Genomic DNA, 21,045 nt, shown 5'->3' with positions numbered 1-21,045 from the left:
CTGTATGCTCCACTAAAATCTGCCAAAAATAGCAAAAATAACGCTATAAATGGCCCTAAATTTTTATCCACATAAAGGAATTTACAGATTAAAAACCTGAAATTTGGAGGCTACAAAAATACGACGTGGAATTAACCTTACTAGAGACCTGCCTGCTGGGCGCATTCATCTTCTGTTTCCTAATACAACTATACTTTAGCCTGTTTGTTCATCTGAAACTTGCATTTTATCCCGTAGAGCCTATCCCTGAAACGGCAAAAAAACCTTTAAGTGTGGTCATTTGTGCCCGCAATGAAGTCGAAAACCTGACCGCTTATTTACCCTCAGTATTGGCGCAAAATTACCCTGATTTTGAGGTGATTGTAGTGAACGATCGCTCCTGGGATGGTACAAGACAGTTACTGGAGAACTTTGCCGCACAACATAGACGATTAAAAATTGTAACCATTGGAGAGGGCGAGAAGTTCATCGCCGGAAAGAAATTTGCCGTAACGATGGGGATTAAAGCCGCGACTAATGATTGGTTGGTATTTACAGATGCGGATTGTCTTCCCGCTTCAGAAAACTGGTTGATGGGCATGCAACAAAGTGAAGATCCAGAGGTGGATATCGTTTTGGGCTATTCTCCATACTTGAGGAAACGAGGAATATTGAATGCCTTAATTCGTTTTGAAACCTTTTTTACCGCAGTTAATTACTTATCCTACGCCATTAAAGGCATGCCTTATATGGGAGTAGGTAGAAACATGGCCTATAAAAAGACACTTTTCTTTAAGAATAAGGGTTTTGCTGCTCACATGCATATTCCTTCCGGAGATGATGATTTGTTCGTCAATGCAAATGCAACTGCAGCCAATACAGAAATTCGGATCAATAAGGATGCCCAGGTATGGTCTGAACCAAATACAAGTTTTGGAGCCTACCTGCGACAAAAAAAGCGCCACTTCGGTGCTGGAAAGTTCTATAAAGGCAAGCATAAATTCATTCTTTCTTGTCAGATTATCTTTCAATTCCTCTTTTATGCATTCTTTACGGCATTGTTGTTCTTTAAAGCTACTTTATACCCGGCATTGGGTATCCTTGGCCTGAGCATTCTGATCCGTTGTTTTATCTATCCCCGCATTTTAAAGCGGCTTAATTATAGTGATTTAAGATGGTGTTTTCCGATTCTGGACATTCTCTTATTCATTTTCCTCGTGTTTAATGGCATTCTGTCTATATTTGTAAAAAAGGTAAAGTGGAAATAAGATCAACGCTAATACAAGAATATTTTAAGGATCTGACTGAAGAGCAAATTGCTCAATTCGATCAGTTATATGATTTATACAGTTTCTGGAATGCCCAGATCAATGTGATCTCCAGAAAAGATATTGAAGAACTTTATGTTCGTCATATCCTTCATTCTTTGGGAATTGCTAAGTTTTGTACATTCAAACCTGGTACAAAGGTGCTTGATGTGGGTACGGGTGGTGGTTTCCCTGGAATTCCGCTGGCTATTATGTTCCCGGAAACGCAGTTTCACCTGGTAGATTCTATAGGTAAAAAAATCAAAGTAGTCACAGAAGTTGCTGCTGGTTTAGGTTTGAAGAATGTGAAAGCGAGTCACCTCAGAGCAGAACAGGTGACTGATAAATACGATTTTGTAGTATCAAGAGCCGTGACACGCCTGATTGACTTCTATCCTTGGGTACAAGGTAAATTCAATAAAGAATCCAAAAATGCAATAGCAAACGGAATTCTTTACCTGAAAGGTGGTGATTTGAATGAAGAGATTAAAGAATCAAGATTGAAAGCAGAACTTTATCCTTTGGCAGATTACTTTAAAGAAGACTTCTTTGAAACGAAGTTTGTGGTGTATATTCCTCAATAATAGTAATTCTTCTCTTTGAGACGTACCATAAAAAAAGCAGTGACTCTTTTCATCCCCGAATATTTGCTGAAGGGCAAATCTTCGAATGTCTTCAAAGAGCAACTGCTTTTTTTCCAGGAGACCCTACATGCGGTTCATCGCTGGGAAAAGGGAAGGTCTGCCAGACTGCTTCAATCTAAAAGCAGTAATTAACCAATACTCCTTCATAATAAGCTTCCTAATCTGGAGCGCTACCTTAATCTTATTTCAATTCGATATTGCGTCCCGTTTAGTTATTGTGTCTTTACTGAGGTATTGTTCTCCTTATTAATCATTGCTCTTTTTTGTTTCATCCTACCATGGACTGCCGTGATCTTCATCATTGACCCCAGGTCTGTTTGGTTAACCAGACTTTTAAAATCGTAGTATTTAAAGGTAAAAAGAGGTTTTGCAAAAAACGATCTAGGAAATTTTGTGCTTTTTTAGCGCAAAAGATTCCAGTCGTTGTTGCTGAAACCTCTTTTTACAACGCATAATATCAGGATTTCAAAAGTATTTGATAATCCAACAGATAACACATAAGTTAGCCTATGAGCTTAATTTATAAAATTGCCCTAAGCATGATCCAAAATGTAGGGCACATCACAGCAAAACATCTGTTAAACCATTTTATTACACCAGAAGCGATATTTAAAGCGAGTAAGCAAGCATTAATGCGGGTTCCTGGGGTAGGCGTGATCACTGCGCAACATATTCTAGGGAAGGAAGCGCTGGAAAAAGCCAGGGAGCAGTTGAAGTTTATAGAGAAGTATCAAGTACAGGTATTGTTTTATACCGATGATAATTATCCTTATCGCTTGAAAAATTGCGAGGATGCGCCGATCTTATTGTACTATAGAGGAACGGCCAACCTGAATCATCCACGAGTCATAAGTATCGTTGGTACGCGCATGGCTACCAGTTATGGTAAGCTGCTCTGTAAGCAGCTTGCAGAAGTACTGGCTCCTTATGAGGTCTTAATTGTCAGCGGACTCGCCTATGGCATCGATGTAAACGCTCATCAGGAAAGCTTAACCCATGGAATTCCAACGATTGGGGTATTGGCGCATGGTTTGGATCGGATGTATCCACAGGTACATGGAGCTATTGCAAAAAAAATGGCATTGAATGGGGGACTATTGACAGAATTTCCTTCTTTTACGAATCCCGATAAGGAAAACTTCCCAAAGCGAAACCGCATTATTGCGGGAATTTCTGATGTGACGATTGTGGTGGAAGCGGCATCAAAAGGAGGGGCGCTTATCACTGCTGACATTGCAAATTCTTACCACAGGGACGTTTATGCTTTCCCGGGAAGGACTACAGATGTTTACTCTGAAGGCTGTAATGTTTTAATTAAGACCAATAGAGCTGGATTGATTAATCATGCTAAGGATCTTCCTGATTTTTTGGGTTGGGAGGAACCTTTGAAAAAGCTGGTCACGATAGCAGAAGTGTCGCCATTAACACTTGATGAAGTGGAACTGAGGATACTAAAAGTGCTAAAAGTTTCAGATTTAAACATTGATGAGCTATCCCGGCAATTAAAACTTCCGCAAAGTAGGCTATCCTTGCATTTATTGAACCTGGAAATGGAGGGCTTGCTGATTTCTTTACCGGGCAAGCGCTATCAACGCTGTTAAGATATTCTTTCTTCACCTATATAATAGATGGTAAATAAGTCTATTGGACTAGTAGATTAAAATATAATTCCGTTTATTTAGTATTTGTAATATTAAATAATGAATTATGATTTGTAAATAGAATTCTAAGGACCAATTCGTATTTTTGTATCATGTGGTACAATAATATTTTGGAAACCATTGGTAATACGCCATTGGTAAGATTGAATACAATTACGAAGGAAATTCCGGCTACGGTATTGGCTAAAATTGAAACCACTAACCCTGGGAATTCGATTAAAGACCGTATGGCACTTAAAATGATTGAAGACGCGGAGAAGAGCGGTAAGCTGAAGCCGGGTGGAACCATTATAGAAGGAACATCTGGAAATACCGGAATGGGGCTGGCTATGGCGGCAATTATTAAAGGCTATAAATGTATTTTCACAACTACAGATAAGCAGTCTAAGGAGAAAGTAGATGCTTTACGTGCTTTTGGTGCGGAAGTAATCGTTTGTCCGACAAACGTAGAACCTGAAGATCCAAGGTCTTATTATTCAGTTTCTTCGCGGTTAGAACGTGAAGTTCCGAATTCATGGAAGCCAAATCAATATGATAATCTGGCGAACTCTCAGGCACATTATGAGCAGACTGGACCAGAAATCTGGGCACAAACCGAAGGAAAGATTACTCATTTAGTGGTAGGAGTAGGGACTGGTGGTACAATTTCCGGTACAGGAAGGTACTTGAAAGAGCAGAATCCTAACATTAAAGTATGGGGAATAGATACTTATGGTTCTGTATTTAAGAAATATAAAGAAACAGGAATTTTAGATAAAAATGAGATCTATCCTTACATTACTGAAGGGATTGGGGAAGATTTCCTGCCAAAGAATGTAGACTTTGACGTCATTGATCTTTTTGAGAAAGTGACGGATAAAGATGCAGCCTTAATGACCCGTGAGATTGCACGTAAAGAAGGAATCTTTGTTGGTAATTCAGCAGGATCAGCTATTGCTGGATTACTGCAGTTGAAAGATAAACTGAAACCTGAAGATGTGGTTGTCGTGATTTTCCATGATCATGGAAGCCGTTATATGGGTAAAATGTACAATGAAGATTGGTTGAGAGAACGCGGTTTCCTTAAGGATGAGAAGCTGACTGCAAGGTCAATTCTTGCTAAGAAAGAAGCTACGGAAATCATTACAATTGATTGCGAGAAAAGCATTTTGGAAGCCATTAACAATATGAATACTTTAAATATCTCTCAGATTCCAGTTACCCAACAAGGAATGGTGGTAGGTAAATTAGCCGAGAGTGATATCTTGAAAGCACTTTTAGAGAATCCTTCTTTAAAATCTGCTCCGGTAAAAGAAATCATGTCGACCACTTTCCCTTTTGTAGATATGAATACTTCAATTGATAAGATCTCAGCATTGATCAATAAAGAAAACTCTGCGGTTTTGGTGGAAGACGAGCAAGGTAAGATTGAAATTATCACTCAGTATGACATCATCAACGCAATTTCTGGCTAGGACAGATTTGCATTGAAAACATATTTATTAGACATAAAAAAATCCCTGATTTTCAGGGATTTTTTTATGTCTTGTTATTTTGGGAGGGTCAACGTGGTTAACCCTTTTCTTGTATCCTAGTGACTTGGTGCCGAAGCATCGATACGTTTAATCTGCGCACCAAGGGCACGTAGACGCGTATCAATATCTTGGTAACCACGTTCAATTTGCTCAATATTGAATATCGTTGATTTTCCTTCAGCAGATAAAGCAGCGATCAACAGTGATACTCCCGCACGGATATCCGGAGAAGTCATGCTGATACCTCTTAGTTTATATTGCTTGTTGATGCCGTTAACCGTTGCTCTGTGTGGATCACAAAGTATGATTTGCGCACCCATGTCGATCAATTTATCGACAAAGAACAGACGGCTTTCGAACATTTTCTGGTGAATCAATACTGATCCTTTAGCCTGAGTAGCTACTACCAATACAATGCTCAATAAGTCAGGAGTAAATCCTGGCCATGGGGAATCTGCAATGGTTAACATTGATCCATCGATAAATGACTCAATGACATAGTGTTTCTGAGAAGGGATGAAAATATCATCACCTTTAAGTTCAAATTTAATACCCAGTTTTCTGAAAACTTCAGGGATAATTCCCAGTTCAGCATAGCAAACATCTTTGATGGTAATTTCTGATTCTGTCATTGCCGCAAGGCCAATGAAAGAACCGATTTCAATCATGTCAGGTAACATACGGTGTTCAGTACCACCCAATTTGGTCACACCTTCAATGGTCAGTAAGTTAGAGCCTACCCCAGTGATTTTTGCACCCATTCGATTCAGCATTTTACACAGTTGCTGTAAGTAAGGCTCACAGGCAGCATTGTAAATTGTAGTAATTCCTTTAGCCATTACTGCCGTCATCACAATATTTGCAGTACCGGTTACAGAAGCTTCATCCATTAGGATGTAAGCACCTTTAAGGGCAGTTGCATCTACGTTGAAGAACTCTTTTTTCGAGTCATACACGAATTTTGCACCCAGTTTCTCGAAACCTAAGAAATGCGTATCTAGCCTTCTACGACCGATTTTATCACCACCTGGTTTAGGGATTGCTGCTTTACCAAAACGAGCCAAAAGTGGTCCGACGATCATAATTGATCCTCTCAAACTACCACCTTTAGATTTAAATATATCTGATTGGAAGAAATCCAGATTGATGTTCTTTGCCTCAAAAGTATAAGTGTCTTTTGAAAGGCGTTCTACGGTTACACCAAGGTCTCCTAAAAGTTCAATTAATTTGTTGACATCTTTAATGTCAGGGATATTGCTGATCGTTATTTTTTCTTCAGTTAATAAAACTGCAGAGATAATTTGTAGGGCTTCATTCTTTGCCCCTTGAGGTGTGATCTCACCTTTTAACTTTTGTCCACCAATTATTTCGAATGCATTCATGTTGTAGTAAGCTTGTATAGTATTGTAAATTGGTAAGAACTAGTGACGTGGTTTTGGATTATTATTGTTACGCTGTGGGCGGTTGTTGTTACTATTGCTAGCGTTGTTTTGTCTGCCTTTACCGTTGTTGTTATTGTTTTGTCTGCCGCGGTTATTGTTGTTTGTTGGTCTGGCTACTGCAGGCTTAAATTCAACCTTTGCCAGGTTTACATTCTCGTCTAATTGTAGTTGTCCACCCGATAGCTCGCGTAAATTTTTAAGGATAGTTTCATCAGCTACACTATCTTTATTCCAGGTTACGTAAGCCATTTTCATGAAATTCGCGATGCCCTGTACCATTGCAGCTCTGCGCTCAGGATCGTCCACTGCCTTGGCTTTTTCGATCATGGTTTCTACAGTTTTACCGTAATGTTTATAGGTGATTTTTTGCTGAGGATAACCGATATGTTTTGGTTTTACCAATGCATCTTCTGGTGTAGGCTTAGGATATGGACAGTCTACATCGATTTTGTAACCTGAGATGATGTGTAAATGATCCCATAGTTTATGCTTAAAGTCAGCAACATCACGCAAATGGGGGTTCAAGAATCCCATAAGATCTATCACCGCCTGAGCGTATTTATTACGTTCTTCAAGCTCGGGTAATTCAATAATGTACTTCACCATGTTCTGTACATTACGGCCGTATTCGGCGAGGATTAGCTCGTTTCTTGTGGTATTATAATCGAAATTCATCTGTATAATTATACTTTATTATTTTTATGTGCGACCGGTTTTGCAGACCGGCCGGCCCTATTGGGCGTATTAAATCTTCTTGAGTAGGCTAAATCTGCTAAAGGCCGATCGTATCAGGTGATAACGAGATAAAGCCATTATTTGTATAATCGTTATTTAAATTAGTAATCAGGGCTTTATAAACTCATCCAGATTCTGTAAAGATATATTTTATTTAACAATTCGCAATTTAGCAAATTTTAATAATAACTGTTTATTACCCAGACCTTGAAAAAATACCGTTGCTTTTATATCTGGTAGACTACCTTCCAGACTCACAATCTTACCGAAACCGAACTTCTCATGTTCTACTTCCATTCCATTTTGGAATAGATTGGCCGCATCAGGGGCGAAGCCTGGCGTAGGAACGTGAGCTTTAGGTAAGACAGAAGTTTTTGGTCTGGAGGCCGTAGAGGTACCTGTGGTAGTAGTTGAACTGGCCGGTTTAGGCTTACTAAAACTATCTCTTTGTTGCGTCCAGCTTCTGCGTTCTGAAGAGAAACTGTCATCGCCAGTAACAGGTTTAGCTGCTTTTGGCACTTCTATCTCCAGGTAACGAGGGTTGATCTCTTCGATAAAACGACTAGGTTCACAATTGGTTAGTGTACCCCATCTGTATCTTGAAGTAGAATAAGTAAGGGTAAGTTTCTTTTCTGCACGGGTAACCGCCACATAGAACAACCTGCGTTCTTCTTCTAAGTCAGATCTTGAGTTCAATGACATTTGTGAAGGGAAAAGATTTTCCTCTAAACCAACTACAAAGACGTTTTTAAATTCCAGACCTTTTGAAGAGTGGATGGTCATTAAAGAAACCGTATCCACATTTTTGTCATTTGATTTATCATCGTTCGTCAACAAGGCGATATCCTGCATAAATACTTCCAGACTACGGTCTTCAATATCTTCGCGTTCTCCAAATTCTTTGATCCCGTTTAATAATTCCTGTATATTTTCATGTCTTCCACGACCTTCATCAGTCATGTCCGAATGTAGTTCTTTTAGAATTCCAGAGTGTTGTGCAATGTATAATGCAGCTTCATAGGCGTCCAATTTCTTGGCTTCCACAGTAAAGCTTTTGATCATCATGGCAAAATCATTCAATTGATTGGCGATTCTTCCTGCGATATATTGTTGCGGGTTACAAACTACCTCCCACATGGTGGTGTTGTGCTCATCTGCAGCAACCAATAGTTTTTCTACAGTAGTATCTCCAAGTCCTCTTTTTGGGTAGTTGATGACCCTTTTAATGGCCTCCTCATCACTTGGATTAAAGGTTAATCGGAAATAGGCGATTAAATCTTTGATCTCTTTACGTTGGTAGAATGATAGTCCGCCATAGATCTTATAAGGAACATTGAGTTTTCTTAAACCTTCCTCCATTGCTCTGGATTGCGCATTGGTACGGTATAAGATGGCAAAATCATTGTAGTTATAGCCTTTAGAACTGCGTTCCTGAATAATGGCCTCCGCTACAATTTTACCTTCCTCATTGTCAGTAAATGCACGCTGAACCCTGATCCTGTCGCCAGACTCATTGTCGGAGAATACATTTTTTTCCAATTGGTTTTTATTGTTGGCGATGATGCTGTTTGCAACTTCTACAATATTCTGGGTAGAGCGGTAATTCTGCTCTAATTTATAAACTTTTAAATCTGGGTAATCGCGTTCAAAATTTAGGATATTCTGAATGTTGGCCCCCCTGAAGGCGTAGATACTTTGCGCATCATCACCTACCACACAAATGTTCTGGTAAGCCGCCGCAAGCTTTTTGACAATTGTGTACTGGGAAAAGTTAGTATCCTGGTACTCATCTACCATCAGGTACTTAAATTTCTGTTGGTACTTGTTTAATACATCAGGATGGTTTTTTAACAATACATTGGTTTTGAACAATAAATCGTCAAAATCCATTGCTCCTGATTTGAAACAACGTTTGGTGTACGTTTCATAGATCGCTCCAATTAAGGGGCGTTTATTGCTAATGTCTTCTGCCTGAATTTCTGCATTCTCCTGGTATTCAATATGGGAAACCAGGTTGTTTTTTGCAGAAGAGATTCTGTTATAGACGAAATTCGCATTGTAAAGCTTGTCGTCCAGCTGCATCTCGCGTAAGATCGCTCTGATCAGACTTTTACTGTCGTCTGTATCATAGATGGTGAAGCTGGAAGGATAGCCGATTTTTTCTGCTTCTACTCGTAATATTTTCGCAAATACAGAGTGAAAAGTTCCCATCCAAATGTTTTTTGCTTCTGCGCCAATCACTTTCATGATTCTTTCGCGCATATCTTTCGATGCTTTATTCGTAAAAGTAAGCACCAAAATATTGAATGGATCAACTCCTTTTTCAATCAGGTGAGCTACTCTATAAGTAATGACACGTGTTTTTCCGGAGCCGGCACCTGCGACAATCATTGCTGGTCCCTGGGTGTTTTCTACTGCTGCGCGTTGTTGGGGGTTTAATCCTGCTAAATAATCCAAAATGCTATCCTGTTTCTGCTTTTTAAAGGTATTGTTTAAACCATGTATCGTTGTCGGCTTCCCCTGAGGTTGGCCCTGCTACATTCGGACAAAAATAAGAAAACTATGTCTCTTATTGGAGTTACATCCAATCTTTTTTGCCCGACTCTACTTTATATAACCAATAGTTTACCATACGATGAATATCGGCATACTTTCCATACTTAAAATGTAAGGTGCCAGCAGCAGTATGTAGGATTAAATGTCCAATATCTGCTTTTTTATGCCAGAAATATTGTTTTGTGGTTATCTTTTGAATTTTATGTGGCTCTAGCGTTTGGTACTCTATGTCCCAGATGCCGCTTTTTTTGATGATGAATTCTTCCGATACATAAAGGCGATGATGGGCATACTCAAAGTATAGCCCAATCCCTACCAAAATGGCGTAAGGAATAATCCAATATAAGTACTCCCGCAATGGAGGGTAGGATGTAGCTATGCCTGAAAAAACAAGTGCTGGAATCACGATTCGCAACATTACCATGAGGAATAAAAACCTATAGTTCGGAATAAAAAGCTTTCCCTGAACCGGAAGCTGGTTGTAGATCATTTTAAGGATTTCATTTCTTTCCTTTTCATCACATCCAGGAATCTCGATATCGTGCTTTTTATTGTCTTGATCGGCTTCCGCGGCTGTGCTGAAAGCCGCCTGTTTGAATCTTAAATTGATGAGATTTAGTTTCTTTTGAAAGTAATTCTGACTATAACTGCTGATTTGTACGCGTGCAGGCTTCAATAAGGTATGTTTCTTGTCAAAAAGTCCAGAGTTGATAGATAAGAAGTTTTTTTCTCTCCTGATCTCGAAGTCGAAGTATTTAACGAAGGTTCTGATCAGGTTAGTACCCAAAACAATCAATAAAGCAATAACCAGAAGTATACACAGCGAAATTAAACCCAATCCTTTGGTTGATAACTGGCTGATGGGATTTTGCTCTAGTTGAAAAGCTTCAGTATAATTTCTTGTAGCCTCGATGATGGCAAAGATAAAACCGGTCAATAGTGCAATGCTTGCTCCATAATTGGAGGTTAAGCCTATTTTTAATAGGCTGGAACTACTTAGTTTTAATAATGGCTGAATATTTCTACTTTGCGAAACTGGCTCATTTACATCGGCACCGATATGATCAGGTTCCGAAAGATTAGACTGCTCTGTATGGGAATGACCATTCGCTGTCTGATAGGTTCTAGCCAGTAGTTTTTCCCGTAGTATGGTGGCAGACTGATGGTCTATGGCCTTGATGCTGGCTTCTTTTTTATCGCTCCCCGCGGTATCAATTTCCAGGCTATAAACCCCAACAATTCTTTGGATAAGCGACTGATTGATGTTTACTTGTTGGATTTTATCAAGCCTGATGATCAGGTTTTCCCTATTAAAAATACCCTTCTGGATGATAAACTCTTGTTTCTCTTCATCGAGGAAAAAAGTAAATTTTAAGTAGCTGAGGTATGAATAAATGGCAAGAGTGATCAGGAAAAGCAAAATTCCGAATAGGATGTAGCCCTGAGTAATGCTTTTAGATTTAATAACGAGCACCAGGATCGGAATGATCAGGGCCCGAATACTATGTTGCAGGTGACTAAGGAACATAATGAGAACGCCCATCGCTGATTGCCTTTTCGGTGCGGAGAAATTAGTTTCCATCATGATCCTTGCTTAACTCTTGATGATCATTATTTTTCTGCGACTTTTCTAAACTGTGTTCTTTTGAATTTTGATGGGGGGTGGGGGTATCTTGATGGTTAACTTGTTTGGTCAGTTCTTCTTTAATAGATTTGGCGAGTTCAATATCCAATCCAGGGATCACAATGTTTCCTGAAATGCCGCCAGCAGTGTAAATGTGTAAAGCTGCCAAGTTAAACATTCTGGAAAATATACCTTCATTGAGGGTAATGTGTTGGATCCTGCTGAAAGGAATAACGGATGTCGAAATGGAAACAATACCACTTTTATAAATCAGGTCTTTTTCCCGGATCGCATAGCCTCTTTTCTTTATACTGATGGCATAAAACATCACCAGGAGGATCCCAAACAGGAGATATCCACCAATAAATAGATAGGGCTCAGGATTTGATGATTTTAACAAGAAAAACAGTAAGTAGCTGGCCAGCCCTAAAAAGAGCATAAAGACAGCGATGTTTAACAAGATGACCTTCCAATAGTTCTTATGAAGCTCACTAAGCGTCACGGTCTCATATTTTGGTAGTCGGCTTAGGTCTAAATTCTCGTTCGTAAAATCTTGCATTTTGTTTTAAAATAGCGTTCGAAACGAAGTTAATAAATTATTCTTATGGCAGGGCTCAGGTGGATTTGTGTTTATTTTCATATTTTTATAAAAAATTTTTTATGAAGTTAGAAATTGAAGTAGATGTTATAGGTGTTCATTTGGCTGATTTTGAGGGAAAGATAGTAGCACCTGCTTTTATTGATAGTGTGGATGGTGGTGTTAAATTGACGTTTTTGGGTATTGATTCCCTAAAAGAATATAAGTCAGAACTGATGAAGGAAGATGCGGAAGCTGTATCCGGACCAGAAACAGAAATAAAAGAGAAAATTAATAAGGGACTGAAAAAAGCGATTTCTGATCACATTAATGTGATGGAGTCCATTCGAGTTTACTCTGAAGCTTTATTCACTTTTATATATAGCACGGACGCGCATAGAGAAGATAAGAAATATATCTTCAATGAACTTATTGAAGGTTTGCGTATTGCAGAAAACGATGGCGAGTTGGATACCGCAATTAAGGACAGTACTTATGAAATGGGAGAATTTACAATCGGGTATAAAATGGCCTTCAGAAAGTATTCTTGTGATTTCGTAAACTATGATTTCCTTGCACTTAGAGATCAGTTGGTCACTGACTTGGTTGGCTTGCAAAAGAGTTTGTAAGGGAATTTTCCTTTATCTAACCCTTATTAATGATATTAATAAGGGTTTTTTTATGCGCTTTTCAGAATAAATTTTTCTAGTTTTATCGACTCAAATTATAGCGTTAAATAACCATTTGTTATGCAAGAGATTAAAAAATATGTAGAAGACAACAAACAACGTTTTTTAGACGAATTGTTTGAACTGTTACGTTTTCCATCAGTAAGTGCAGATCCTAAATATAAAGGTGATGTATTGAAGACAGCTGATTTTGTAGCTGAGAAACTGAAAGAAGCTGGTGCGGATAATGTTGAAATCTGTGAAACAGCAGGCTATCCTATTGTATATGGTGAGAAAATCATTGATGCAAAATTGCCTACCGTTTTAATTTATGGTCATTATGACGTGCAACCAGCAGATCCTTTGGAGCTTTGGAAAACGCCTCCTTTTGAGCCAACAGTACGTGATGGTAAGATCTATGCACGTGGTGCCTGTGATGATAAAGGTCAGTTCTACATGCATGTAAAGGCTTTTGAGCTGATGATGAAAACCAATACTTTGGCTTGTAACGTGAAGTTCATGATCGAAGGAGAGGAAGAAGTAGGTTCTGCAAATTTAGGTGTGTTTGTAAAAGCAAATACCGAGCGCTTAAAAGCAGATGTGGTATTGATTTCTGATACTTCTATGATCAGCATGGAAAACCCTTCTATTGAAACCGGACTTCGTGGTTTGGCTTATATGGAAGTGGAGGTTGTTGGTCCTAACCGTGATTTACACTCAGGTGTATATGGTGGTGCTGTGGCTAACCCGGCAACAATCCTATGTAAACTGATTGCCTCTCTGCATGATGAAAATAACCACATTACAATTCCTGCATTTTATGATAAGGTAGTAGAATTGACTGAGGCAGAAAAAGCGGCTTTAAATTCAGCACCATTCGACTTGAATGAATATAAAGAAGACTTGGAGATCGGTGCAGAATGGGGTGAAAAAGGTTATTCTACCCTGGAACGTACTGGAACAAGACCAACTTTAGAAGTAAACGGTATCTGGAGCGGTTACACAGGTGAAGGTGCCAAAACAGTATTGCCTTCTAAAGCCAATGCTAAGATCTCTATGCGTTTAGTTCCTAATCAGACTTCTGAGGAGATCTCTGAAATTTTTGCAAAACATTTTGAAAGCATTGCTCCTGATTATGTGAAGGTAAAAGTTACCGCACATCATGGTGGTGAACCGGTAGTAACCCCAACAGATAGCGTTGCTTATCGCGCAGCTGAACAGGCGATCCTGGATTCATTTGGTAAAAAACCAATCCCTACAAGAGGTGGTGGTAGTATTCCAATTGTAGCTTTGTTTGAAAGCGCTTTAGGGATTAAATCAGTATTGTTAGGATTCGGACTAGATAGCGATGCTTTGCACTCTCCAAATGAGAAATATGACATCTTTAATTATTACAAAGGAATTGAGACATTGCCTTTATTCCATAAATATTTCGCGGAGTTGAGTAAATAAACGCTTGATTCTAAATCGAATAAATAGTTATTCAAAAAAGGGCAGCCAAATCGGCTGCCCTTTTGTATTTTTACACCATGCCTTTAGTACCCCCAAATTCTCCTTTACTAAAAAAAACACCTGTTGCAAGAAAGCCGGCTGCACCTAGAAAGAAGCCTGCCGTAAAGCGTAAAGTCGTAAAGAAGAAAAAGCCATTGGCTTTGGAGTGGAAGTTTGCTATCGTTGGGCTTATGTTGATTCTATTGTCGCCATTTTATTATGGTTATATCATTAAAGGGTTTAGTTCTACCTGGCGCTGGGTGAAGGACTGGGGACAGGATCCGAATTACCGTACCTATAGCAGTTTTGATATTAAAATTCCCAAAATGCACTCGATTCATGGTATTGATGTTTCTTATTATCAGGGGAAGATCGATTGGCGCAAGGTAAAAGCAATGAAAGAGGATGAGGTACAGGTGAAATTTGCTTTTATTAAGGCTACAGAAGGGATTTTAAGCGTAGACCCATATTTTCAACGCAACTGGAGAGAAGCGGCAAAGGCAGGCGTTATTTGTGGAGCCTATCATTTTTTTAGAGCACAGAAGTCGGGAGAATGGCAAGCCAAATTTTTTCTGCAAACCGTGAAGTTTGAAGAAGGGGATTTACCCCCGGTTGTAGATATTGAGCAGTTGAATGGTGTAGATCCTGCAGATATGCGTAAGGAACTAAAAGAATTTATCAGTTATGTAGAGAAAAAGACTAAAGTAAAACCGATTATTTATTCGGGCCTTACTTTTTATAGAGATTACCTGAAAGGGCATTTTGATGAATATCCGCTATGGATTGCACACTATCACCAGGCAAAGTTGAAAGTAAGCAAGGATACCAATTGGTTCTTCTGGCAACATTCTGATAAGGCCAGAATTACCGGGATCAATCATGTGGTAGATTTCAATGCGTTTAATGGGGATAGTACTGCGTTTGAGCGACTGAGGATTCCTAAAATCCTCAGTTACTAAGTCGTTATTTTACTAGCCATGGGTGCCACCCATCAGATGGCATTGATGTAATTTTTCATGGAAGTGAATCATCTTTTCCATAGTTTCAGTCATCATTTCCAATTGCTTTTTTCCAATCAACTTTTCATATTTACTGGTGAGTAAACTTGCTTGTTGCGCCACTTGTAGATAGAAATTACGTCCATCTTCAGTCAGTTGAAGCAGATTGGAACGGGCATCGGTTCTACTTTTTTCTACTTTAATAAGCCCGTTCTGTTCTAGCTCCTTCATAATCTTACCGGTAGCTTGTCTGCTCACTTTAAGTGCTGCTGCAATTGCACTGCTTGACCTACCTTCTAGTCCAACAGCCATAAAAAAGGGCATAAAGGCCATGTTGAAGTGTGGCTGGTGCAGAGGGCATATATTTTTCTCGCCCCAGTCGTCTGTTAATTTTTTGAGGACGTATAGCTGTTGAAATAACACAGCTTGTTTATGGTAGTCTATCATCAATGTGGTGGTGTTTGTAAACTAAGTTTACCAAATTAATGAAATTGATTAAAAATATCAAGAGGTGTTTATACGGGAATTATTGAATTTTATTCTGGTAAAAATTAGGTATTAATGTAAAATGGCAGGAATGGTCTTGGTGTAGCGCTATTTGGATGGTTATATCAAGAAGCGTTCGCAGGTTTTTAAAAACGCTGGGTCTGCATCCGCACCGATACCGGGACTTTCCGGAACTTCTAAAAAGTAGCCATCATAAGTTAGTCCGCCAATTACCGGGTCAATCAGGTGTCCAAGTAAGCAGGTATCCAGGTCATAGAAGATTATATTCGGACAGGATAAAGCAAAATGAAGATTTGCAGTAGCCGCAATCCTGCTTTCCAACATCCCGCCAATCATACATTTCGTGCCAGTTTGAAGGGCAATTTCATGAATCTTTTGCGCCTCCAGGATGCCCCCTGATTTGGCGAATTTTATATTCAGATAGTCACAGGACTTACTATTGATGAGTTTACGTGCATCATGGTGGTTGTAACAGCTTTCATCGGCCATGATCTTAACGGGAGAGTTCAGGTTTAACTCCGGTAAGTAATCGTCATACCAGGTACGCATGGGTTGTTCACAGAATTCTATGTTGTATTCCTCAAGCTTGCCCAAGCCAAAAAGTGCATCGTCAAAATTCCATCCCTGATTTGCATCCAGACGGATTTTCATATTTTCTCCAACACCCTCCCGAATCTGTTTAATCCGTTCGATATCTTCTTTGATGTTTTTGCCAAGTTTGATTTTTAAAATATTGCAGCCTTGTTGCTGGTACTTTATTGCTGCTTTGGCCATAATTTCCGGCTCGTCAATACCAATAGTCATGTCGGTTTCGACTATCCTCTTTTGTCCGCCAAGAAATTGATATAAGGGTTGTTTGGCTTCTTTTGCGGAAATATCAAATAGGGCCATGTCAAAGGCACTTTTAATGGTTCCATTTTGTGCATAACCCATGAGATCATTCATTCTCTCCGGAATGTCAAGCGGATCTTTTCCAACCAGTATTTTAGCAAATACTTTTGCCACCGCCAGACAGGTTTCCTGGCTCTCTCCAACAATCATTGGAAAGGCAGAGCATTCTCCAACACCGTAAATTCCAGTATCAGTATGTATTCTGATCAATACATTCTGCGCGAAATCCATCGTTCCGGTTGCAATTACAAAAGGAACCATAGGAATGCTAAAGCGATAGATTTCTATATGTGTGATCTTCATGGCAATCAGGGTTTTCTTAAAAGTACTGATTTTGTGCCATTTGTCCTTGTCTTATTGAGGCAATAAACGGGAGGAGTATTATTTTTTAATCGTAATGGTTCTACCGGTGACCAAATGGAAGTTATAGATCCTATATAAGCCGTCGTCCGTAGTTTCAATCTCTTCTACCAGACCAGTTTTGCTAAATGTATCGGTCACTAAATCACCTTTTTTCACTTCCTGTAATACTTCTGATGGGGTGTCCTTATTTAATCTGATCATTTGTGATGTTTTATCTGCCTTGAATTTATGGTTAAAGATAGGGGCATCTATGGCTATTTTTGTCATGAATTGGAATATAAATACCAATGGACCTCAGGAGGAATCTCGAATAATGTAATCTCTGCATCAAATTCAACCACTCATGAGCAATAATGCTATGTAATTCAAGTGATTACTAATTGATGTATAATTGGAAACTAGCGCGTACTAATTTTTGGAGGTAGCGCACTCAAATTTTCTAGTTTAGAGCCATTATTTAGCATCTGATTTATTGCTTTAAAATCACCACTATGGAATAGAACCATACCTATATCACGACTTAAATATTCATCCCAATTATTTTTAATAGTTGTATACATTTTGGAATAAATGTTGGAGTCAGAGAATTTCATTTCGATTTCCTCTCCATTATCATTGGGGCATATGAAATAATCGGTCCATTCAACTTCTGGAAAAGTTAACCGACAAAATATATGAGGAATAAATAAAAACAACATCATTTCCTCTTGGTCAGATTTAGCTATCTTTTTAATTTCAGCTTTAATTTTACCGGGCTCTTGGTAATAAGTGAAAAAAATATCTACAGATTGCGCTATTGTTTTTGAAAATAAATCTACTTCATTTTTTTTCTTACCAAAGATCTTGTGAAATAATTGCATAGAGGTTCGTTAATCTATTTTTTTGTCGAATATACTAAACTAATAATATTAAATTTTATGCCTTTGAATTTCTTATTGAATAGCATGTTTCTCAGTAAACGAACAGATGTAATGAACAATAGTTACCACATTAATGGTTGGGATTTTAAGACTTATTGGTTGCTAACAGGGGGAATAGGTCGATATAAATAATAGGTTTTAATGAACAATGAAGCCTGTTTTTCTGTTGGATTATAAAATAGCTAATATTCCCAACGATTAAATAAAGGGGTTTATTTAAATCTGGCTATATTTGCCGAAAATAATTGTGCCAGTTGCCAGTAATTACTGTTGAGGAAGCATTGAAATTGATAACTAAAATAACATCATAATGAGTATTAAACCCAACACAGTAGTATCATTAACGTACGAATTGCATACGACTAATGAAGAAGGACAACAAGTTTTTGTAGAGAAAGCAGATGAGCAAAATGCGCTTGTGTTTTTATATGGTACAGGAATGATGTTACCTAAGTTCGAAGAGCATTTAGCAGGATTAAATGTTGGTGATGAGTATAGCTTCGAGCTTACTGCTGCTGACGGTTACGGTGATTTAGATCCGGGAGCGTTTGCTGACTTGCCTATTGAAATGTTCAAAGATGCTGGTTTACCTGCTGTAGGTGATGTAATTCCTTTGCAAGATAACCAAGGTAACCATTTCAGAGCTGGTGTTACTGCAATCCATGAAACAACTGTTTCTGTAGATTTGAATCACCCAATGGCTGGTAAAAACCTAATTTTTGCAGGTAAAATCCTTTCAGTACGTGAAGCAACTGAAGAAGAATTAAGTCATGGCCATGCACACGGTGCAGATGGTCACCAAGGTCACTAGTAGATCAGATCTTAATTGACATTAAAGAGGGCATCCTAAGGATTGCCCTCTTTTTTTTTGTTGCATAATTTTTGCAATACCGACTTGTGGTTCTGCCGATTTCGTTTTCATCATTGAGGGATTGTCACCAGTTTTAGCGGCGGGTTATAAGTTTGTGCGAAAAACATTTGCAAATAATATGCAGTTTAGGTAAAACAATTTTATATTTGATTTCCTGCCCGGCCTTTAAGTCAGCCGGCGCTTCTGTTGCCTATTTTGGTTTCAGTAAATAAAAAATATTTTAACACCAAATTTTAGCACCATGAATTTATCAGCCCAAGAAGCATTTTTGAAATTAGACCTTGTATTGCCACCTGCACCAAAACCACTTGGAATTTACAAGCCGTTTTTAGTAGATGGCAAATATTTATATTTATCAGGACATGGGCCTGTACAGCCAGATCAATCGTTGATTATTGGACGTATTGGTGAGGATATGGATCCTGAGGCAGGTAAGCTTGCAGCCAGACAGGTAGGCCTGACGATGCTATCTACTATTGTTACTAATTTCGGGAGTCTCAATGTGGTGAAAAGGGTGATTAAAGTCCTGGGAATGGTCAACTGTTCCGCTGATTTTGAAAAACATCCTTTTATCATCAATGGTTGTAGTGAGTTATTTGCTGCTGTATGGGGACAAGAGCATGGAATTGGGGTAAGAAGTGCAGTAGGGATGGGTTCTTTACCCGATAATATTCCAGTAGAAGTAGAAGCTGTTTTCGAATTATTCTAACCCTTAGAACCTATGTTTATAATTGATGCTCACCTGGACCTTAGCATGAATGCCATGGAATGGAACAGGGATTTGAGGTTGCCGGTAAGTACGATCCGAACCCTAGAAAAAGGAATGACGGATAAACCCGATAGAGAGAAGTCTACGGTATCTTTTCCAGAATTGAGGAAAGGGAATATTGGGATTGTGGTGGCCACGCAGATTGCTCGATATGTAAAACCTGATAGTTTAATTCCTGGTTGGAATTCTCCAGAACAGGCCTGGGCACAAACTCAGGGCCAGCTGGCCTGGTATAAAGCAATGGAAGAGGTTGGAGAGCTACAGCAGCTCAGGAATGCCGAGCAATTGAAAAGTCATTACGAGTTGTGGAATGACGGAAGTCCCAATGATAAGAAGCCAATTGGTTATATCCTGAGTTTGGAAGGTGCGGATTCTATTGTCGACATTTCTTATCTGGAACGTGCACATCAATATGGCCTGAGAGCAATTGGTCCGGCACATTATGGCCCTGGTCGATATGCGAACGGAACAGATGCCACTGGAAAGATGGGGAAAATGGGTTTGGACTTATTGAAAGAAATGGAGCGGTTAAACTTTATTCTGGATGCAACCCATCTTTGTGATGACGCTTTTTGGCAAGCATTGGATCATTTTTCCGGCCCGGTTTGGGCCAGTCACAACAATTGCCGGGCATTAGTAAATCACAACAGGCAATACAGCGACGAGCAGATTTTGGCTTTAATCAATAGGGGAGCGGTCATTGGTGGTGCTTTAGATGCCTGGATGTTGGTTCCAGATTGGCAAAGAGGGCTTTCTACACCAAAAGGCACAAACTGTGGCTTGCAAAAAGTTGTAGAGCATGCAGATCATATTTGCCAGCTGGCAGGTAATGCCAGGCACATTGGTATCGGATCTGATCTGGATGGTGCATTTGGTACCGAGCAGTCGCCGTACGACCTTGATACGATTTCCGATTTGCAAAAAATGCTGGGAATGTTTAGTGCGAAAGGTTATTCGGAAGCAGAGCTAGAACTTATCTTTCACAAGAACTGGCTCAATTTCTTGTATAAAGCATGGGCTTAGTCGATAAACCTAAAATAAAAAAAGCCGTTCGCAATCATTGATGCGAACGGCTTTTTTGTGAATGGGTATTATGCAGAAATTGGGACCTGGGCATTGCATTTTTCGCAAGTGCCATAGGCCGTCGTATTGACAGTCTTCGCAGTGAATCCATTCGGCATTTTAATTTTTGGTACGGTTACTTCAAGACAGTAGATTTTACCACAGGTCGTGCAGTTAAAATGTACATGTTCATCGTGATGGTGGTCTTCAGTGCAGGCAGAGGAGCATAAAGCATAGTTTGCAGTGCCATTCAGGTCCATAATACGGTGAACAATTCCCTTTTCTTCGTAAGTATTGAGGATTCTGTAAAGTGTTACACGATCGATCTCTTTACCCAGTTTTTTTTCTAATTCTGGCTGTGAGATCGCCACCGTATCCAAAGCAATTTCTTCCAGAACACGTACCCTTTGTTTGGTGTGTTTAAGCTCGTGTTCTTTTAAAATATTTACAGGATCTAATTTCATGG

At 39.1% G+C, this 21,045-nt stretch carries 20 protein-coding genes; 10 read left to right on the top strand and 10 right to left on the bottom strand.

Annotated features, from left to right (window positions below):
* The first annotated feature begins 125 nt into the window (after window positions 1-125).
* From GM920_RS17735 to GM920_RS17720, 4 genes are all read left to right on the top strand, one after another.
* Window positions 126-1,247 carry a glycosyltransferase gene (locus tag GM920_RS17735; protein ID WP_182959954.1) on the top strand — a complete coding sequence of 374 codons (1,122 nt, stop codon included), beginning with the start codon at window positions 126-128 and terminating at the stop codon, window positions 1,245-1,247.
* Window positions 1,238-1,870, top strand: a complete 633-nt coding sequence (gene rsmG / locus GM920_RS17730; protein ID WP_182959953.1) for a 16S rRNA (guanine(527)-N(7))-methyltransferase RsmG — start codon at window positions 1,238-1,240, stop codon at window positions 1,868-1,870. The genes GM920_RS17735 and rsmG overlap by 10 nt, the downstream gene beginning before the upstream one ends.
* Before the next feature lie 569 nt (window positions 1,871-2,439).
* Window positions 2,440-3,531 (top strand): DNA-processing protein DprA, encoded by a 1,092-nt coding sequence (gene dprA, locus GM920_RS17725; RefSeq protein ID WP_182959952.1) that lies wholly within the window; start codon window positions 2,440-2,442, stop codon window positions 3,529-3,531.
* 152 nt (window positions 3,532-3,683) lie between these two features.
* Complete coding sequence (locus GM920_RS17720; RefSeq protein ID WP_182959951.1) at window positions 3,684-5,045, top strand: pyridoxal-phosphate dependent enzyme; 1,362 nt, start codon at window positions 3,684-3,686, stop codon at window positions 5,043-5,045.
* A 116-nt stretch (window positions 5,046-5,161) separates the two neighbouring features.
* Here the strand turns inward: GM920_RS17720 and murA are convergent, their stop codons facing one another.
* The 5 genes from murA to GM920_RS17695 form a co-directional block, all read right to left on the bottom strand.
* Window positions 5,162-6,487, bottom strand: coding sequence for a UDP-N-acetylglucosamine 1-carboxyvinyltransferase (gene murA / locus GM920_RS17715; protein WP_182959950.1), 1,326 nt, complete (start codon window positions 6,485-6,487; stop codon window positions 5,162-5,164).
* Window positions 6,488-6,526: 39 nt separating this feature from the next.
* On the bottom strand, window positions 6,527-7,222 hold the full coding sequence (locus GM920_RS17710; RefSeq protein WP_182959948.1) for a DUF4290 domain-containing protein: 696 nt from the start codon (window positions 7,220-7,222) through the stop codon (window positions 6,527-6,529).
* Window positions 7,223-7,432: 210 nt separating this feature from the next.
* On the bottom strand, window positions 7,433-9,739 hold the full coding sequence (locus GM920_RS17705) for an ATP-dependent helicase (protein ID WP_182959946.1): 2,307 nt from the start codon (window positions 9,737-9,739) through the stop codon (window positions 7,433-7,435).
* Window positions 9,740-9,860: 121 nt separating this feature from the next.
* Window positions 9,861-11,423: a PH domain-containing protein gene (locus GM920_RS17700; protein WP_182959944.1), complete on the bottom strand. Its 1,563-nt coding sequence runs from the start codon at window positions 11,421-11,423 to the stop codon at window positions 9,861-9,863.
* On the bottom strand, window positions 11,410-12,021 hold the full coding sequence (locus GM920_RS17695) for a PH domain-containing protein (RefSeq protein ID WP_182959942.1): 612 nt from the start codon (window positions 12,019-12,021) through the stop codon (window positions 11,410-11,412). Before GM920_RS17695 ends, GM920_RS17700 begins: the two co-directional genes overlap by 14 nt.
* Before the next feature lie 101 nt (window positions 12,022-12,122).
* Between GM920_RS17695 and GM920_RS17690 the strand changes: the two genes are divergently transcribed.
* The 3 genes from GM920_RS17690 (at window position 12,123) to GM920_RS17680 (ending at window position 15,157) form a co-directional block, all read left to right on the top strand.
* Window positions 12,123-12,668 carry a hypothetical protein gene (locus GM920_RS17690; protein WP_182959941.1) on the top strand — a complete coding sequence of 182 codons (546 nt, stop codon included), beginning with the start codon at window positions 12,123-12,125 and terminating at the stop codon, window positions 12,666-12,668.
* Window positions 12,669-12,788: 120 nt separating this feature from the next.
* Window positions 12,789-14,159, top strand: a complete 1,371-nt coding sequence (locus GM920_RS17685; protein WP_182959940.1) for a dipeptidase — start codon at window positions 12,789-12,791, stop codon at window positions 14,157-14,159.
* Window positions 14,160-14,236: 77 nt separating this feature from the next.
* Window positions 14,237-15,157 (top strand): glycoside hydrolase family 25 protein, encoded by a 921-nt coding sequence (locus tag GM920_RS17680; protein ID WP_182959939.1) that lies wholly within the window; start codon window positions 14,237-14,239, stop codon window positions 15,155-15,157.
* A 12-nt stretch (window positions 15,158-15,169) separates the two neighbouring features.
* On the opposite strand, the gene GM920_RS17675 is transcribed toward GM920_RS17680, so the two are convergent.
* The 4 genes from GM920_RS17675 to GM920_RS17660 all read right to left on the bottom strand — a co-directional run bounded on the left by GM920_RS17675 (window position 15,170) and on the right by GM920_RS17660 (window position 17,817).
* Window positions 15,170-15,508, bottom strand: a complete 339-nt coding sequence (locus tag GM920_RS17675; protein WP_182959938.1) for a MarR family winged helix-turn-helix transcriptional regulator — start codon at window positions 15,506-15,508, stop codon at window positions 15,170-15,172.
* A 294-nt stretch (window positions 15,509-15,802) separates the two neighbouring features.
* On the bottom strand, window positions 15,803-16,897 hold the full coding sequence (locus GM920_RS17670; RefSeq protein WP_182959937.1) for a mandelate racemase/muconate lactonizing enzyme family protein: 1,095 nt from the start codon (window positions 16,895-16,897) through the stop codon (window positions 15,803-15,805).
* Window positions 16,898-16,975: 78 nt separating this feature from the next.
* Complete coding sequence (locus GM920_RS17665; protein ID WP_235964574.1) at window positions 16,976-17,224, bottom strand: hypothetical protein; 249 nt, start codon at window positions 17,222-17,224, stop codon at window positions 16,976-16,978.
* Window positions 17,225-17,355: 131 nt separating this feature from the next.
* Entirely contained in the window at window positions 17,356-17,817 is a 462-nt protein-coding gene (locus tag GM920_RS17660; protein ID WP_182959935.1) for a hypothetical protein, read from the bottom strand.
* Between the two features lie 370 nt (window positions 17,818-18,187).
* Here GM920_RS17660 and GM920_RS17655 point away from each other — a divergent pair, with 370 nt between their 5' ends.
* The 3 genes from GM920_RS17655 (at window position 18,188) to GM920_RS17645 (ending at window position 20,540) form a co-directional block, all read left to right on the top strand.
* Window positions 18,188-18,688 (top strand): FKBP-type peptidyl-prolyl cis-trans isomerase, encoded by a 501-nt coding sequence (locus tag GM920_RS17655; RefSeq protein ID WP_182959933.1) that lies wholly within the window; start codon window positions 18,188-18,190, stop codon window positions 18,686-18,688.
* Window positions 18,689-18,989: 301 nt separating this feature from the next.
* Window positions 18,990-19,457, top strand: coding sequence for a RidA family protein (locus tag GM920_RS17650; RefSeq protein WP_182959932.1), 468 nt, complete (start codon window positions 18,990-18,992; stop codon window positions 19,455-19,457).
* A 12-nt stretch (window positions 19,458-19,469) separates the two neighbouring features.
* Window positions 19,470-20,540, top strand: a complete 1,071-nt coding sequence (locus GM920_RS17645) for a dipeptidase (protein ID WP_182959930.1) — start codon at window positions 19,470-19,472, stop codon at window positions 20,538-20,540.
* A 68-nt stretch (window positions 20,541-20,608) separates the two neighbouring features.
* Here the strand turns inward: GM920_RS17645 and GM920_RS17640 are convergent, their stop codons facing one another.
* A complete protein-coding gene (locus GM920_RS17640) occupies window positions 20,609-21,043 on the bottom strand; it encodes a Fur family transcriptional regulator (RefSeq protein WP_182959928.1) in 435 nt (144 codons plus the stop codon).
* Between the last annotated feature and the right edge of the window lie 2 nt (window positions 21,044-21,045).

It is taken from the genome of Pedobacter gandavensis, from assembly GCF_014172405.1.
In the GTDB taxonomy this organism is placed as follows: Bacteria; Bacteroidota; Bacteroidia; order Sphingobacteriales; family Sphingobacteriaceae; genus Pedobacter; species Pedobacter gandavensis.
Note: the sequence above shows the minus strand (reverse complement) of the source record. Positions and strands in the feature narration are given on the sequence as shown.